The sequence below is a fragment of the Legionella sp. PATHC039 genome (assembly GCF_026191275.1).
Classification (GTDB): domain Bacteria; phylum Pseudomonadota; class Gammaproteobacteria; order Legionellales; family Legionellaceae; genus Legionella; species Legionella pneumophila.
The window spans coordinates 40,539-55,579 of the sequence record NZ_JAPHOP010000001.1; the positions used below are offsets into that span (position 1 = coordinate 40,539).

The window sequence follows — 15,041 nt, forward strand, 5'->3', positions numbered from 1 at the left end:
CAACCCACCCAATCTCGTCGTTAAAAAATGTTTTTAATTCAGTGATTTAGTTTATCTAAACTCCCTCATTAAAAACATTTTTTGCCTTGACCTTGGGGTTTTCGTAAGTCTGTCCTAATATCATTTAGGATAATTCATAGCCCTGCGCGTAATATACTCTGGCACATGGCAATCCATTTTACTTTCAGTTACTCTGTAATTTTTAGGGAATTTTTATACTGTTATGTATGCTAATTATTATGATATGTATCAAAAAAAAGGAATTTTCAGTGATGAATTTTTTGGACAGTTTTTAAGAACTCTTGGTAAATGTTATGTGCAGTGTGCTGATGTTGGTGAATGTTATGCAACCTTGTCCAAAATCACTGATAAAGATGGGGACAGTTGGTATAAGGCATGGTATGAGATGGCAAATACACTTAAAACCAAAGCCAATAACAGTTGGGAGGCCAATCATTTTATAACAGCAGCATACGCTTATCTGCGTGCTGCAGAATATTACCGTGCAAGTGAGTTTTTTTTACGTGCCAATCCTGATGATCCGCGTGTGATTCCTTGTTTTGATCAATTGCAGTTTTGTTTTGAACGAGCAATGCATCGATTGCATCCTGGATCTCAAAAAATATGGATCCCTTATGATGATCAAACATTGAGCGGTTATTTATTTTTCAGCGATCAATCTCCCAAAGCAACTTTGATAGTACCTGGAGGATATGACAGTACTTTTGAAGAAAATTATGCTCTCGTTCCTGCTGCGCTTTTACATGGGTATCATATTTTGATTTTCGATGGTCCGGGACAAGGGCATGTTTTGCGTCGACAAAAGCTGTATATGAGAGCTGATTTCGAACATGTTATTTCTCAGGTTGTGGACTGGCTGGATGAACAAAGTGAACTGGGGACTTCCAGTTATGTGCTCATTGGCAGAAGTTTTGGCGGTTATCTAGCACCAAGGGCGGCCTGTAGTGAAAAACGATTAGCTGCATTAATTTGTGATCCAGGACAGATGGATATTGCAGGCTCACTCAATAAAATGCTACCTCCAAACCTTATGATGTTATTAAAAGAAGGAAAAGCTGATGAACTTAATGCCTGTTTTTATCAATTGTTCTCAGAAAATCCAATGAAAGAATTTTATTTCAAATCAAGAATGTATACACACGGCTTGGTTACTCCTTTTGACTATTTGCAGGCATTATCTGCATACACCTTTGTTGATAGGGTGCAAGAGATCACTTGTCCCACACTAGTCTGCGATAATCCAAGCGACAGGATATCCAATCGTGGGAGTACGCTATATGAAGCTTTGCGTTGTGAAAAAACCTATGTGATGTTTGATGCCAAACTGGGGGCTGGTATGCATTGTGAAGCAGATGCTAATGGTCAGTTTCAGCAAGTTATTTTTGATTGGCTGGATGAGAGATTTACCCAATAGTGGATATCCCGATCGTTATTGCTTTGCTGATAGTATAACTAATACTGATGACAAAAGGATAAGAGGTATGAGAATAGGGATTGCAATCCTGGTTGTATTAATTTGCTGCACATTGCAAGGTTGTAAAAAAGAAAAATCACCGTATCAAACGACAAGCTATGTTGAATCTCAGTTATTTATTGTGTCAAGCCCGGATGGTGGATACATAAAAGAATGGTATGCTGATGAAGGTCAATTACTGCATAAAGAGGATAAAATTGTAACCCTTGATGGGGTAAATTCAATCAAAGCGCCCGCAGACTCTGTTATGACTGAACGTTATTATTTAAAGGATGAGTACGTACCTCCTAATTCCCCTATTGCGAGTCTCTCTCTGCCTTCTCAAATGAAAATCTTGTTTTATGTTCCCGAAAGCCATTTGGAAAAAATTAAATTAGGTAAAAAAGTTCGAATTTTGCTTAATGAAAAAAAATATTCAGGCAAAATAAGCTTTATATCCAATCAGGCTGAATATACTCCTGATGTTATTTTTAGTGAAAAAAATCGTTATAAATTAGTATACAAAGTAAAGGCGGATCTATCTCAGGGATTAAGGGATTTACTAAAAATAGGTCAGCCTGTGGAAGTCAATTATGAGTAAATGGAACTCAAAGCAAATTATTATCGATGTGTCCGGATTAGCAAAATCATTTAATGGAATCAACGCAGTAGTGAACTTGAATTTGCAAATCGAGGAAGGGACAATTTTTGGTTTTTTAGGGCCAAACGGTAGTGGTAAAACGACCATTTTACGATTATTAAGTGGATTAATAATTCCCGATAAAGGCCAGGGTAGATGTCTGAATCTCGATTTAATGACTCAAACCAAGTTGATACAGGCTCAAATTGGCTATATGCCACAAAATTTTTGCCTCTATCAAAACCTGACTGTTTATGAAAATCTGGATTTTATCGCAAGAATATATCAATTAAAAAACAAGAAAGAGAGACTGAAGGAAATCATTGAATTACTGGCCTTAAGTGACAACCAAAAACGTATTACTGCTACTTTATCAGGAGGTTGGAAGCAGCGGGTGGCATTAGCGGCTGCTTTGTTGCATAAGCCTCGTCTACTTTTGTTAGACGAGCCAACTTCAGGCATTGATCCACAATCGCGTTTGTTAATTTGGGAGCATATACAAAGTATAGTATCCAAAGGAGTTACTGTTTTACTCAGCACGCAGCATATGGATGAGGCAGAAAGATGCCATCAATTGGTTTATATGTCCGCCGGAGAAATCATAGCACGTGGCTCAGTGATTGAAATTATTCAATCGACAGGCTTGCACTCCTGGGTTGTTAAAGGTGAGAGTTTCTCCAGATTAAAGGACATATTATTAAATAACCCCGCTATTCAAATGATTGAAAAGGGTAATGAAATGCGCATCAGCTCAATAGTTGATGATATATATCAAGTATTGGATCCTTTCGTGTTGAACAATTATGAAATCAAAAAAATAGATACTACTTTAGAAGACGCTTTCATTTATAAAATTATGAAAGAAGGGAATCCAAAGTGAAGCGTCATTTTTCAATGCAACGTTTGTGGGCTATCATCCGCAAAGAATTCCTATTGATGAAACGTGATCCTGCTACTATCGTGATTATGGCAATCTTACCTTTGATTTTAGTTTGTATAGCCGGGTATGCCATAAACACCTATCCTCAAAAAGTTCCTACGGTGTTAATCAATTTGGATAATACGGATGTAACACGTGAACTGGTTCGAGAGATACAAAATACAGGGTATTTTTCAATTGTGGCTTCGACGAACGATTCAGAATCAGCCTATCATTTATTGAAGACAGGGAAGGCTATCCTGGTATTGACTATTCCTGTCAACTTTACCAAAGCACTTCATCGAAACCAAAATCCAGCTCTTTTATTGGAAGATGGCAGTATCGATGCTATTGCCTCAGGTAGGGCTATCATTGCTTTGGCGGGATTGAAATCATCATTTATAAAGAAAATGGGTATAGAGAAAATGGGCCAAAAGGATATTAATATTCCCTTGCAGAGGCCTGATTTTCAAATCATAAACCACCGATTATTTGATCCGGATCGCGTAACTCAATTTTATGTAGTTCCCGGGATGATAGGCTTGGTGCTCATGTTAACGATGCTGCTGATAACCGTGGTTGTGGCATTTAGAGACGTTCAGGGTGGTACGATTGAATATTTATTAGCCTCACCGACCCGCCCATCAGAAATTTTATTAGGCGAAATTTTTTCTTATATCCTCATTGGTTATTTACAATTAAGTTTTGGTCTTATCTTGTCCTACTACTTATTTCACGTTCCGTTTATTGGCGCCCCTCTTCTTTTATATTTATGCACCCTACCTTATATTGTGGCGGAATTGTCGTTGGGTTTAACTATAGCCACTTTTTGTACATCCCAGTTTGAAGCAGTGCAAGTGATCAATGTTTTTATTGCTTTTTCTATTTTGTTAACTGGATTTACTTTTCCGATATTTGGAATGCCTGAATGGGCGCAATATTTAGGATTATTTTTGCCATTGACGCATTTTTTTAAGATTATGTTTGGCATTATGCTAAAAGGAAATAATTTTGGTGAAATTTGGGCTAATTTATGGCCACTACTCGCGTATTGCCTTACCATGATTTCTTTAGCAACATGGCGATTTAAAAGGCATTTTGTGCGCTAGGGACAAGAAATATTCTCTCTTGTCGTAATCGTTCGCGCCCCCTGTCATGTAAGTATATAAAACTATGATGTTTTTACGACGAGGGGTTTTTATTATCATCAAAAATTGCTATAAGGAGTCAAAAGATAAGACTCTGATTTTATCACTGATTTATGCCAAATCAATTTAGCTCCGAAGAATCTGGAAGAAGCATTAGAAACAATAGGCCATTTAGCAAAAATAATCATTGAGTTAAAAGAAGAAAACAAGTTACTGAAAGAGGAAAATGCTCGATTAAGAGAGCAGTTGAATACCAACTCCAAGAAGTCCTCATTGCTCCATCTCAAGACCTTAAAAAGAAAAAACAGAGTAACCCTAAGAGTGCTCGTCCATGAGGAGGACAACTGGGGCATAAAGGTCATCAAAGATCATTGGCGCCTATAGATAAAGTCAATTCTGTGATTGTTTGCCCACCTCAAAGCCATTGTGATTGTGGTAAAGAATTAGATGTTTTAGGACAGTTTGAACGGCACCAAGTTTTTGAACTACCCTCACCAGGTTAGGAAGTAATCGAATACCAGCTTCAAACAGGACGTTGTAAAACATGCCGTCGTCGCTATCAGGGAAACTTGCCATCAGGCGTGAGTCGTAAGGGACTTGGACCAATAGGCAAGCGATGGTGAGTTTATTGACCAGTAAATATCGGTTGATTAAGCGCTTGTTCATGCATGGCTTTCTGATGTTTATCTAATGCCCATTTGCCTGGGAAGTGTGTCGAATGTTGAGCATAAGGTGAGTCAGTCACTCGAGCAAGCACATGAAGAAATTAAAGCCCAAGTTCAAAATAAAACAGTGATTCATTTAGATGAAACAGGTCATAAAGAATGCTACCAAAATGGTTGGGCATGGATTATGAGCACACAGGATGATGTGGTTCAAATGACCTGATTTAAAATCTCATATAAATGCTTTATCTTTATATTATCAACAATAATATTTAAGTGAGTTTTCTTATGATTTTTGTATTTATTGGAGGCGCATCTGCTTCTGGAAAAACCAGCGTCTCTGAGCGGCTTTTGCTTAAGCTTCGCGAGCTAGGAATCAGCAGTCAACTGCTAACAATGGATGATTATATTCTTGTGAAACCAGAAGATGTGGCTATTGATTATTATCGCCTTCATACAAACTTTGACACTCCTGATATTATGGATTTTGACTTACTGCGAGAACACATCCTCAATTTAAGCAAAGGTAAAGCAATCAATAAACCCAAGTTTTCATTTTTATCATGTAACCATATAGGGCATGACATGATTGATAAGGCTGATGTCGTTATTATCGAAGGGATTTTTGCTCAATATTTTGCTAAAACGCAGCTACCAAAAGAAATTGATCGCCTCAGTGTAAACGTAGCCACAGAATCTTATAATGACATTATAATACGACGCATTGAACGAAATGTTAAGGAGCGTGGCCAAACACGAGATACCGTGATTCAACAAGAGAGAAATTTTGTTGGGCCCGGATTTTTTTCGTATACTGCTACTGCTGCTAGTGGTTCAGACGTTTATATTGTTAACAAAAGGGCTTCCAAAGCAGATAAACTTAAAGTTTTAGATGCCGCTGTAGATGAAATTATTGAGGCTTTAAATATGAAAACCAAGGCTGCTCTTAACGCTTAGCCAGCTGGCGGACATCAATGACTATAGTGCGTTTGCGAATGTTCCATACGCTTCATATACTCGGCGGCATTTTCTATAAGGACATCAAAGTAAGACTCATTAAAATCAGGTGCTATTGTACCTGGTTTCTTTAGAGTCCAAAGTCTGATCGTAAGTTTTGATAGGTCCATTCCTTGTTCCTGTAAGGCTATTAAGAGTGGTTTAATTTGGTAGGCAGAAGGAAAATAATGACCGGAAGTATTCTCAAGTATCCAACCAAGATTTTTATCGAATACAATTGAGCCAGCAAATGAAACCTGCTGCCCTTGAGAAAATGATGAGTGATAGACACCAATAGCGCCTTTTTTTATAGTAGGATCTTTCGCTAAATCAGGCATTACTTCATGATAGACACGCCCTGGGAGTGCGCGAATTTTAGGGTGAACATAAACATGGCCCTCAAATAACACCACACAATTTTGCTCGCCATCTTTACATAAGGCGGTGCCTCCTTTGTTTATAATCTCAGATAATGAGCTTTCAGTAGTGGATTTGACATCTAACTCGTAGTCCTTAAGGTTTTGAGATGAAAAGAATCGAGTTAATCTTACTTGTGCTCTCTCAATATGATTTAATTTTTCTAGTGTTCCCAATTGACTAAAATCAGAAATGCCTTGGTTTTTTAAATAGGTGATTAATATTGTATAGTCTGATTGATAGAGTGTAAGTGGATTTCCCAGGGCATCTGTCATCTTTAATAGATATAATGCAACCAGTTCAAAATAATATCTTTTATGAAGCCGCTGTTTGAATAGCGATTGCTGATGGAACAATGCTCTCATTTAATCTTTCCATGTTGATGGGCCTGTCTCGGACCAATGAATTATTATTATTCACTTTATATTTTATTTTTATGATCCAATCAACATCATTGTTTATCTTGCTTTATTCCATGAGAAACTGATGATAACAGTAATGAGTTTTAATTAACATTATCGAATCTCTTTGGAAATGACATGTTTAAGTATGAAATCTTTGTTTAAATAGCGGTTGCTGATGGAACAAAGCTCTTTTTTTGGAATTTCTTTTATTGAAATATTAATTGATTAGGTGTATAAAAAACCTGCATAGAAATAATCAATTAAGGAATGAAAGGATTATGACAACAGTAGCTGATCTCAACGCCCATATCCATGAAGCTAGCCAACAAGTTCTTGCATGGGATAAAAATCCTGAGCTGATGCCTGCAATCTCTGATACATTTGAATGCCATATTTTTGTTGCACCATTAAATCCTAGCGAAGAGTTGCAGGTGAAATTTGCGCAAGTTTGTAAAGAAAATGGAATGCGTGCGCTCAATGTTGGTCTGAATTTTGAAAAAATTGGGATGGCCACGGTTTTACAAAGTACTAAATATTATAAAGTTGCGAACGCAAAAATTGCTGTTGAACGCATGATTGAAGATGCAAAAAAGTTAAACGAGCATTTTGAGGTCATTCGCTTGAAGCTTGAATCCCTTGCTACTAATGAAGGTGTGCCGCAAACTGATGAGGAAGCAAAGAATATCCCAGGTGATACCTATTTTGAATACCACATCAAAATTAAAGATGCACCCATGTCTGAAGAGAGTGATAAGGTATTAAAAAATCTATCCTATCAACTTACTGAAGAGCTGCAAATCCGTGTTCCTTTTAGTTGTAACAATCTAAAAGATTATCAACGATTCTTAAATGCTAGAACTTATCACATTGGCTTTCAAAACTCCTTTGATAAGATAAAAAAAGTTAAAGCAGCTATTGAGAGTAAAGGTTACGAAATTGAGCGCGTAATAAGCGAATTTATTGTCTACGATACCAACAAGAAGCTCGATACAGGTTGGTTAGAATATGAAGCCGCATAAGTACGAAACACTTATAATAGGTGGAGGGCCGGCAGGGCTAGCCATTGCCAATGCTTTATCGTTTCGAGGGGACAACGACTTTCTTCTTATTGATAGCGGCAAGCCCTTAACAGAAAGAGATAGGCTTACTCCCGGAGGGATTTCATCCGGTTTGGGAGGAGCAGGTTTATTTTCTGATGGTAAGTTTAGTTTTTTCCCCTCGGCGTCGAAACTGTGGCAATTACCAGATAAAGAGAGTTTAGATAAAGCCTATCAATGGTTAACTAAACTTTTTGCTCAATATAACAGAGATGTTCCACCTATCGATCTGAATCATACAAATTATGCCATACAAGCCAGTGGGTCTTTAAAATATTATCCTTCATTTTATCTTGAACTAGACGCCCGATATCACCTTATTAACCATCTAACTAAAGAATTTCAAAATAATATCCAGCTTAATACTACATTGATAGACATTATCCAAATGGATGATGGTTCTTATAAAATAGTAACTAATGGCGATCCACTTTTTTGTAATAAAATTTGTTGGGCCTCTGGAAAAATGTCGCCTCTTCTCATGCAAGAACTGTCTATTCACGTAGCACATCAATTTCAGCGCACTGAGGTAGGCGTTCGTATTCAAGGACATTATCAACATCCTTTTTTCGATGAACTTCTTGCTGAGCAAAATACTTTAGATCCGAAATACATTTTTTTTGACCAAGATGCCCCCGTATCATGGAGAACTTTTTGTTTTTGCCAACGAGGGGAAATCGTGAACTCGGGAACAGAAGAGTTTGTTTTGTATTCGGGACGTTCTGATTGCGAACCAACTGATTTGAGTAATATTGGATTTAATACACGTATAGAGGGTGGCTTAGCAGGTATGCAGCGCTTACCAAAATTGCCAGATTCCTTCACTCTTTGCTTAAAGAATCTCTTTGCTGAACCTCATAGCTTAGAACGCTATTTTCCTAAAGAATACGCCATCTACATTACGAAAGGACTTCATGAGCTCGCCAATAGATTTCCTAGTTTAAGGGAAAACAGCGATGGTATAGAGCTCATTGGTCCGACCATCGAAGGAGTAGGAGCTTATCCAATTGTGGATGGGCAATTAAAAATACCAGAACATTCTATCTATGTGGCTGGAGATGCCGTAGGTTCATTTCGAGGTATTACAGCGGCTATGTTAAGTGGGTACTATATTGGTAGGCAAATTACCAACCACAAATATACCCCTAGGAGATTAGATGAATATTTACAATCTGCATGAGCATTCCTACAACCAATTAACAAGTTATTATGATACGCTTTCAGAGTCCATGCATGCTCTACGTACGGAAATAAACTCTCTTATTGTTGGGAAAACGCAAGGTCCTTTTGTAATACACTGGTTAGGGCCGAAACTGCCTGGAGAAAACAAGCTACCTGAATTGAGCCCAGACTGTAAAATTATCGATGTTGGCTGCGCCAATGGCGATAATCTAGTTGTTTTTACTGAGCTAGGTTTTCACAATCTGGAAGGTTTAGATATCTCTCCTGAGATGGTTAGCTATGCAAAAGCTAAAACCAATGCCCATGTTCAAGTTAAAAATTTTAATGAATACCATGGTGAATCAGTCGATATGGTGTTTGCGCAAGCATTTATTCATTTATTTCCTAAAAATGAAGTGTCAGCAATTATTAGCAAAATGCTCAGTCATGCAAAGAGACGTGTTTATTTTTCCACAACCGTTCACGAATTTTCTAAAGAAGGGATAGAGCAGAAAGATAAGACCGATGTGGTCCGTTATCGCAGCCGTTATCAGGCGAATGAATTATTGGCTATTATTAAACAATTATTAGACCGTCAGGCTTCTGGTGATTTTCAGTGGCGAGTCGTTTATTTCTTTGCAACAGATACATTGGGAAAGCAATGGATCAATGTGGTTTTTGATAAAATAAATATTGCTGCTTTATATAATGAATATGGATATATCTCATATAAGCATTTTTTCTCCGAGTCTTGCATTACTAATTTGTACAATGAAATTAACTCTCTTGCTCAGGCAGAAGCTCCATCTAACTCATACATACGATATCAAGATGGTGCTGTGTTTGATCGCCTTGAATATTTTATGGAGTTTCTCAGTCCTGAAATCCGATCACAATTAACTAGCCCTATCTTGTTGCAACTAGCAGCCAGCTGTTTTGGGCAATCCGTAAATCTACTTAAGGATAAATGTAATTTTAAGCCGCCGGGTATGAAAGCGTTCCCGCTACATCAAGATGCTGCTGCTGGTTGGAAGGAAAGAGGTTATGGTACTAAGCACCTAACGATTGCAATTAGTTTAAGCCAGACCAGTGTGAATAATGGTGTTTTATATTTTGCGCCTGCTAAACACAAAGAAGGTTTGTTTAGTGAGTACCAAAAACCTATTGATGAACATTATAAAAATATTTGGAATTTTGAAACGGTTCTTATGCAACCAGGTGATATTCTCCTATTCGATAGTTTTACTCCTCACTACTCCAATGAGAACACCACTGCCGAAAATAGAGCAATTATTTTTCTAACCTACAGTGACTCTGATGAAGAACATCTTCGAGAGCGTTTTTTTAGCGCCAAAAGAAAACAACAACCATCCATTGATGAACGACAGACCGATTCCAAGTTAATCCGCAATGAGTTTGGTAAATGGATTGAGGAACATTAAGTGGATTCAATCGTTTTTGCCAGTAATAACTCTGCAAAAATTGCGCTTGTTAAAAAGGTGTGCTCAGTCTTGCCTATAAGAATTAAAGATCAAGGTTCATGCGGTATTGCTGAGGTTATGGAAGACAAGGAAACCTTTATCGAAAATGCTCTGCTTAAGGCGCGAAATGCCTGCTTCCACACTCATCTCCCTGCTATTGCTGATGATTCAGGCTTACTTGTTCCTAGCTTAGGAAATAGGCCCGGGGTTAGGACCAACAGATATGCTGGTGAAGGAAAAACAAAAGAGCAAGCAATGAGCAAATTACTGACTGATTTGCAAGGAATGGCTGGAGTGCAACGGGTGGCTAAATTTATTTGTACTATGGTTTTCCTAAATCATGCTTCAGATCCTACCCCAGTCGTATTGCAGCATGAACTCATTGGAGAGATCGCTTTGCAGCCACAAGGGCAAGGGGTGTATGGTTTTGATAGTATTTTTTATCTGCCATCATATGGCGCAACATTTGCGCAATTATCGCCCGAAATTCAAGAAAAAGAAGATCCCCGCAACCATGTTTTAAAACAACTGGTTGTTCATTTGAATAACGTATTGAAATTATAAAAGTGAGTTGTTATGGCAAAAGAATTATCGATTTTGTTGAAAGATGCTTTGTTGTTTGCGCATGCTCGGTATCTTTCTAAGCCTTATACTGACATCTTTACAGAAGAAAACTTACTCCACTATAACAATCTAGCAAAAATTCAGCTGGAGCATGGTATCGTCCACAGACCAAATCATAATATTGTCCATACACTACGCAGTTTGAGATATGTACCCTATATCATTGACACTCTTTTAAACTATGGGATTCCCGCATTGCAATCGCAACTTGTTGCCATGAAGAAGGATGGAATATTAGAGGCATTTTGCGAAAAAATTGAGTTGGCAAGCGTATTTAAAGTGGTTGGGCGCGATAGTGAGGTATCACGTCCTGACTCTGTCGAATTGTATACGCGTTATCGAGTTCAATCTGCACAGGCTTTTCGTGAGTTTGTTGAGCACTCACCATCGGCTCGCCAACTTTTTTCTACAGTGGAAGAACTAGATTTTTATCAAAAAAAAGTAGTAGAAGATTTAGGAAATCCTAATAATAAGGAGTTAGCACAACTTGTTTTGCGTTTAGCTCATGATCTTGAGTTACAACGTTGTCGATCAGATGAATCCATGCGGAGCATGCATAGCATGTATGACAGTCAATACCTCCAGTCGGGTTATACCTTTGAGCCCTTGTGGCAGTTTGCAAAATCATGCATTCATGACACAGGCGGAAGTGTCATTGGTGGTTACACGAAGCAGCTATATGAGTTTACAGAAAATCCAATGGCCTGTTGGCAAGTTCTTGCAACAAAAGAGCCCTATGATGAGCCTCTTTACCGTGAGTCCGTTAAGGGAAATCTTAATTTAAACGAGGTTTCTCGTATTATTCGCGCTGGAAATGGCATTGCAAGGGTAGTTACCTTATCAGATCTAGAGCTTAAAATGCTCAGTGATCCAAGGCACGTACGTCCTGTCATTGAAACAACAAAAGACAGAGCACACTATACAGATCAACGCAATGATCGAACCGGTGCTAGACAGTGTATTAAGCGAACTCGTAAATCATACCAAGCGATTGAAAGACAACCGGTTGTTTTAAGCACATCATTCTTTGAAAAATACAGGGATGAGGCGGGTAAGCTTTTACCAAGAAGTATTTCATTTGATGAAGATAGGGGTAAGCCAAAAGAAACCCCGTACACCAAAAAAATGGCTGTTTCATCGGTAAGTACTAATGGACTGTACACGCCGTATGCGGATAACCGGCTGGGGTTTTTATTTGATGATGCTTTATTACATCATAAGGGAGATAGATACATATGGCCCAAAAATGCTGGCTCAATCACCAAACCATGGTTAAATGGTTTGCTAACTCATAGCATCACAAAGTCTGCGTTGCAGACCCATATGCGAATCAATGCAAATGATAAAATAAATAACGAGCTTTTAAGAGGACTAACACGACATGGTCTAAGAGCATTATTTTATTCGTATCACAGTACAGAGCGGATAAATTTGTTTTATGAATATTTAATCGCACGAGACTCTTATCATAATTTCCCCAGAATCCCATTGCTTTTGTGGGATTATGGTACAGGAGATATTCACTTCTATAGCCTTGATCTTATTCGCGCTGATCTGGCTAAGGCCATGCAAAACAATATTCTGTCAGCTGAACGCTTACAAAAGATGTGTTCAATTTTGGGCATAACGCTACCAGCTGTTATCGTACCAGAGCAACTAGTGGCTCAAATTATTGAGCATTTTGTTAGTTGGGAATATTCTTCATTCATAGACACAGATGAAAAAGCAAAAGAACTTCTATTTCAGCAGGTTGTAGCTATATTATCGGGCAGCAAATCTCAAGAAGAGTTAAACTCTTTAGGCTTGTTCTGCGGTGCATCTGGGACATTATTGCAACAACCAGTCGAGCTCAACTGTGATAGCTCTCATGTTGTAAATTTTTCAGTGCTCATGAATGCTGAGCAGGCTGATGATTGTACGGATACAGTATGTCCGCTTTGTAAACAAAAGATAACCCAAATTAATATGGCTCATGCCACAATGAATAAAATGTACTCTGTGGTAGCGGACATCATCCGTACGGGTGGTTTGAAGGCGATACTTCCTCATAGTGCATGTACGATTAGGCTGGGTTCTTTGAGCGCGTTATTTAATCGAAATGATAAAAATACAGTTGATCTCTTGTGTTTAGTAGCCCGTCATTTAGCGGAACGAGCAATTAAAAAAGGAGCTGTAGATTCATTAATCCGGCTCATTAATCAGGCTCACTTAAAAAAGTCTATTTGTACGAGCAGTAGGTTACTTTATATTGCTGCATTGAATAGTTCTAGCGCTACGCTCAATTGTCTTATACAGCACGGTGCAGTAGTTAATGGAGTTGATGAGGACAAAGGAACAGCATTTCATTATGCAGCCTTTGATAATTCAGGCTTGGCAATTCAACAATTATTAGCTCAAGGTGCTAATCCAAATGTACGAAATCAAGATGGCATAGCTGCGCTACATGTTGGCGCTCAATATGGTAATAGTGTGGCGGTTGACGCTTTGTTGAGTTTCGCTTCAATTGAAGTTGATATAATCAGTTCCAGTGATGGAGCCACGCCATTTCTTACTGCTGTTAAATATGGGCAAGAAGCCGTGGTTGGTAGTCTCATCCATGCAAGGGCAAACATAAGTCATGTAAACAACGTGGGTGATTCAGCTATGCATATTGCAGCGGAGTATGGCCATGACCGAGTTATTAACTTATTATTAACAAGCGGTGCTGTTGCAAATCACCTGGATAAATCTGGGGCAGCCCCATTCTTTCGAGCGGCTGCTTATGGACGTGAAAGCGCATTGCGATTGTTGTTGAAAGATAACCTGCAGTCTATTGATATGCAAAATAATTCAGGTGACACGGCGCTGCACATGGCCGTTAAATTTGGTCGAATAGCTACAGTGAGAATTCTCTTAGCCAACCACGCCAATACAGAATTGTGTAATAAAGATGGTGAAACCCCCTTACACTTAGCAATAAAATTTAATCGTCAAGATGTAGTGCGTGAGCTGATGCAACATGGAGTTGATTACACCTGTAAAAATAAAAATAGTGAAACACCATTCATGCTTGCCCAAAAGAACTTTGATAAAAGTTTATTACAATGTTTTATTAGCGAACAAGAAAAGAGGGAAGCTCAAAGAGCTAATAGTCTAATCCATTAACCTTGAGAGTTATTTTATGTTAAATGTAGAATTTATAAGCGACCTTACTCGGTCATCAAAAGTGGAGCAACTAAAGCATGTTGCCGCACCTTTGCAAGAGCGATTAATTAATCACCCTCTATACACCGCTATAAAATCACTTACGGCGCTACAACTATTTATGGAATACCATATATTTGCAGTTTGGGACTTCATGAGTTTATTGAAAGCCTTGCAAAATAAGCTTTCTTGTACTCAAGTGCCCTGGATCCCTGGCACGAATGTAAGGTTAAGCCGTCTTATTAACGAGATTGTTTTGGGTGAAGAGTGTGATGAAATTGATGGCTCTGTATACAGTCACATGGAATATTATGTACTTGCGATGAATGATTTGGGTTGTGATACATCTCTGATCACAAAACTGCTTGATAAAGTGGGTGAATGTGGTAGCTATCGTCAGGCTGTTGAGGGATTACCAATTCCACAAGCAGCCAAGCAGTTCATGGATAATACCTTTTCGATTATTGAGTCCAATGATGTTGTTGCAATTGCCGCTGCATTTACTATGGGGCGTGAGACATTAGTTCCTGAGATGTTTATTGAGATAGTCAAAGGGATCAAGAACATTGGATCTATTAACCCTGAAAAACTAATTAAATATCTTGAACGTCATATAGAGTTGGATGGTGGAGAGCATGGGCCCTTAGCGTTTCAGATGGTCACTGATCTCTGTGGTAACGACGATGCATTATGGGATAGAGCGGCAGACTCGGTCGTACGTTCACTTCAAGCGCGAATTGCCTTGTGGGATAGTATAGTCCTTGCAATAACCGGTGTTAACACGGATAAAAGACAAATAGCCCAGGTACTTGATGGTATTTTAGGATGAGGA

The 15,041-nt window shown here is 38.5% G+C and carries 14 protein-coding genes; 12 read left to right on the forward strand and 2 right to left on the reverse strand.

Annotated elements, in window-relative coordinates:
• Positions 1-223 precede the first annotated feature (223 nt).
• Genes OQI99_RS00185 through OQI99_RS00200 form a run of 4 tightly spaced genes read left to right on the forward strand, consistent with a single transcriptional unit; the run spans position 224 to position 4,142 of the window.
• The gene (locus OQI99_RS00185) at positions 224-1,435 is read left to right on the forward strand and encodes an alpha/beta hydrolase family protein (RefSeq protein ID WP_265730986.1); all 1,212 of its coding nucleotides are present in this window, start codon (positions 224-226) and stop codon (positions 1,433-1,435) included.
• The gene (locus OQI99_RS00190) at positions 1,416-2,075 is read left to right on the forward strand and encodes an HlyD family secretion protein (RefSeq protein WP_265730987.1); all 660 of its coding nucleotides are present in this window, start codon (positions 1,416-1,418) and stop codon (positions 2,073-2,075) included. The genes OQI99_RS00185 and OQI99_RS00190 overlap by 20 nt, the downstream gene beginning before the upstream one ends.
• Positions 2,068-2,994: an ABC transporter ATP-binding protein gene (locus OQI99_RS00195; RefSeq protein WP_265730988.1), complete on the forward strand. Its 927-nt coding sequence runs from the start codon at positions 2,068-2,070 to the stop codon at positions 2,992-2,994. Before OQI99_RS00190 ends, OQI99_RS00195 begins: the two co-directional genes overlap by 8 nt.
• Positions 2,991-4,142, forward strand: a complete 1,152-nt coding sequence (locus OQI99_RS00200; RefSeq protein WP_265730989.1) for an ABC transporter permease — start codon at positions 2,991-2,993, stop codon at positions 4,140-4,142. Before OQI99_RS00195 ends, OQI99_RS00200 begins: the two co-directional genes overlap by 4 nt.
• Positions 4,143-4,571: 429 nt before the next feature.
• Here OQI99_RS00200 and OQI99_RS00205 read toward each other — a convergent pair whose 3' ends face one another.
• Positions 4,572-4,847: a hypothetical protein gene (locus OQI99_RS00205; protein WP_265730990.1), complete on the reverse strand. Its 276-nt coding sequence runs from the start codon at positions 4,845-4,847 to the stop codon at positions 4,572-4,574.
• Positions 4,848-4,871: 24 nt separating this feature from the next.
• Between OQI99_RS00205 and OQI99_RS00210 the strand changes: the two genes are divergently transcribed.
• Positions 4,872-5,069, forward strand: a complete 198-nt coding sequence (locus OQI99_RS00210; RefSeq protein WP_265730991.1) for an IS66 family transposase — start codon at positions 4,872-4,874, stop codon at positions 5,067-5,069.
• A gap of 65 nt (positions 5,070-5,134) precedes the next feature.
• Positions 5,135-5,803 carry a uridine kinase family protein gene (locus tag OQI99_RS00215; protein ID WP_265730992.1) on the forward strand — a complete coding sequence of 223 codons (669 nt, stop codon included), beginning with the start codon at positions 5,135-5,137 and terminating at the stop codon, positions 5,801-5,803.
• Between the two features lie 14 nt (positions 5,804-5,817).
• Here the strand turns inward: OQI99_RS00215 and OQI99_RS00220 are convergent, their stop codons facing one another.
• Complete coding sequence (locus OQI99_RS00220) at positions 5,818-6,624, reverse strand: hypothetical protein (RefSeq protein ID WP_265730993.1); 807 nt, start codon at positions 6,622-6,624, stop codon at positions 5,818-5,820.
• A gap of 317 nt (positions 6,625-6,941) precedes the next feature.
• On the opposite strand from OQI99_RS00220, the gene OQI99_RS00225 reads away from it, so the two are divergent.
• Genes OQI99_RS00225 through OQI99_RS00250 form a run of 6 tightly spaced genes read left to right on the forward strand, consistent with a single transcriptional unit; the run spans position 6,942 to position 15,038 of the window.
• Complete coding sequence (locus OQI99_RS00225; protein WP_061513899.1) at positions 6,942-7,682, forward strand: hypothetical protein; 741 nt, start codon at positions 6,942-6,944, stop codon at positions 7,680-7,682.
• The gene (locus tag OQI99_RS00230) at positions 7,669-8,940 is read left to right on the forward strand and encodes a hypothetical protein (protein ID WP_265730994.1); all 1,272 of its coding nucleotides are present in this window, start codon (positions 7,669-7,671) and stop codon (positions 8,938-8,940) included. The genes OQI99_RS00225 and OQI99_RS00230 overlap by 14 nt, the downstream gene beginning before the upstream one ends.
• Entirely contained in the window at positions 8,918-10,363 is a 1,446-nt protein-coding gene (locus OQI99_RS00235; RefSeq protein WP_265730995.1) for a phytanoyl-CoA dioxygenase family protein, read from the forward strand. Before OQI99_RS00230 ends, OQI99_RS00235 begins: the two co-directional genes overlap by 23 nt.
• A complete protein-coding gene (locus OQI99_RS00240) occupies positions 10,364-10,966 on the forward strand; it encodes a non-canonical purine NTP pyrophosphatase (RefSeq protein ID WP_265730996.1) in 603 nt (200 codons plus the stop codon).
• A gap of 12 nt (positions 10,967-10,978) precedes the next feature.
• The gene (locus tag OQI99_RS00245) at positions 10,979-14,170 is read left to right on the forward strand and encodes an ankyrin repeat domain-containing protein (protein ID WP_265730997.1); all 3,192 of its coding nucleotides are present in this window, start codon (positions 10,979-10,981) and stop codon (positions 14,168-14,170) included.
• A gap of 16 nt (positions 14,171-14,186) precedes the next feature.
• Positions 14,187-15,038: a DUF3050 domain-containing protein gene (locus OQI99_RS00250; RefSeq protein ID WP_061513894.1), complete on the forward strand. Its 852-nt coding sequence runs from the start codon at positions 14,187-14,189 to the stop codon at positions 15,036-15,038.
• Positions 15,039-15,041 lie beyond the last annotated feature (3 nt).

Bases quoted from the DNA above. Each gene is read 5' to 3' on its own strand.
- OQI99_RS00185 (WP_265730986.1), top strand. From the start codon at position 224: ATGTATGCTAATTATTATGATATGTATCAAAAAAAAGGAATTTTCAGT.
- OQI99_RS00190 (WP_265730987.1), top strand. From the start codon at position 1,416: ATGAGAGATTTACCCAATAGTGGATATCCCGATCGTTATTGCTTTGCT.
- OQI99_RS00195 (WP_265730988.1), top strand. From the start codon at position 2,068: ATGAGTAAATGGAACTCAAAGCAAATTATTATCGATGTGTCCGGATTA.
- OQI99_RS00205 (WP_265730990.1), bottom strand. From the start codon at position 4,847: ATGAACAAGCGCTTAATCAACCGATATTTACTGGTCAATAAACTCACC.
- OQI99_RS00210 (WP_265730991.1), top strand. From the start codon at position 4,872: ATGCCCATTTGCCTGGGAAGTGTGTCGAATGTTGAGCATAAGGTGAGT.
- OQI99_RS00215 (WP_265730992.1), top strand. From the start codon at position 5,135: ATGATTTTTGTATTTATTGGAGGCGCATCTGCTTCTGGAAAAACCAGC.
- OQI99_RS00220 (WP_265730993.1), bottom strand. From the start codon at position 6,624: ATGAGAGCATTGTTCCATCAGCAATCGCTATTCAAACAGCGGCTTCAT.
- OQI99_RS00225 (WP_061513899.1), top strand. From the start codon at position 6,942: ATGACAACAGTAGCTGATCTCAACGCCCATATCCATGAAGCTAGCCAA.
- OQI99_RS00230 (WP_265730994.1), top strand. From the start codon at position 7,669: ATGAAGCCGCATAAGTACGAAACACTTATAATAGGTGGAGGGCCGGCA.
- OQI99_RS00235 (WP_265730995.1), top strand. From the start codon at position 8,918: ATGAATATTTACAATCTGCATGAGCATTCCTACAACCAATTAACAAGT.
- OQI99_RS00245 (WP_265730997.1), top strand. From the start codon at position 10,979: ATGGCAAAAGAATTATCGATTTTGTTGAAAGATGCTTTGTTGTTTGCG.
- OQI99_RS00250 (WP_061513894.1), top strand. From the start codon at position 14,187: ATGTTAAATGTAGAATTTATAAGCGACCTTACTCGGTCATCAAAAGTG.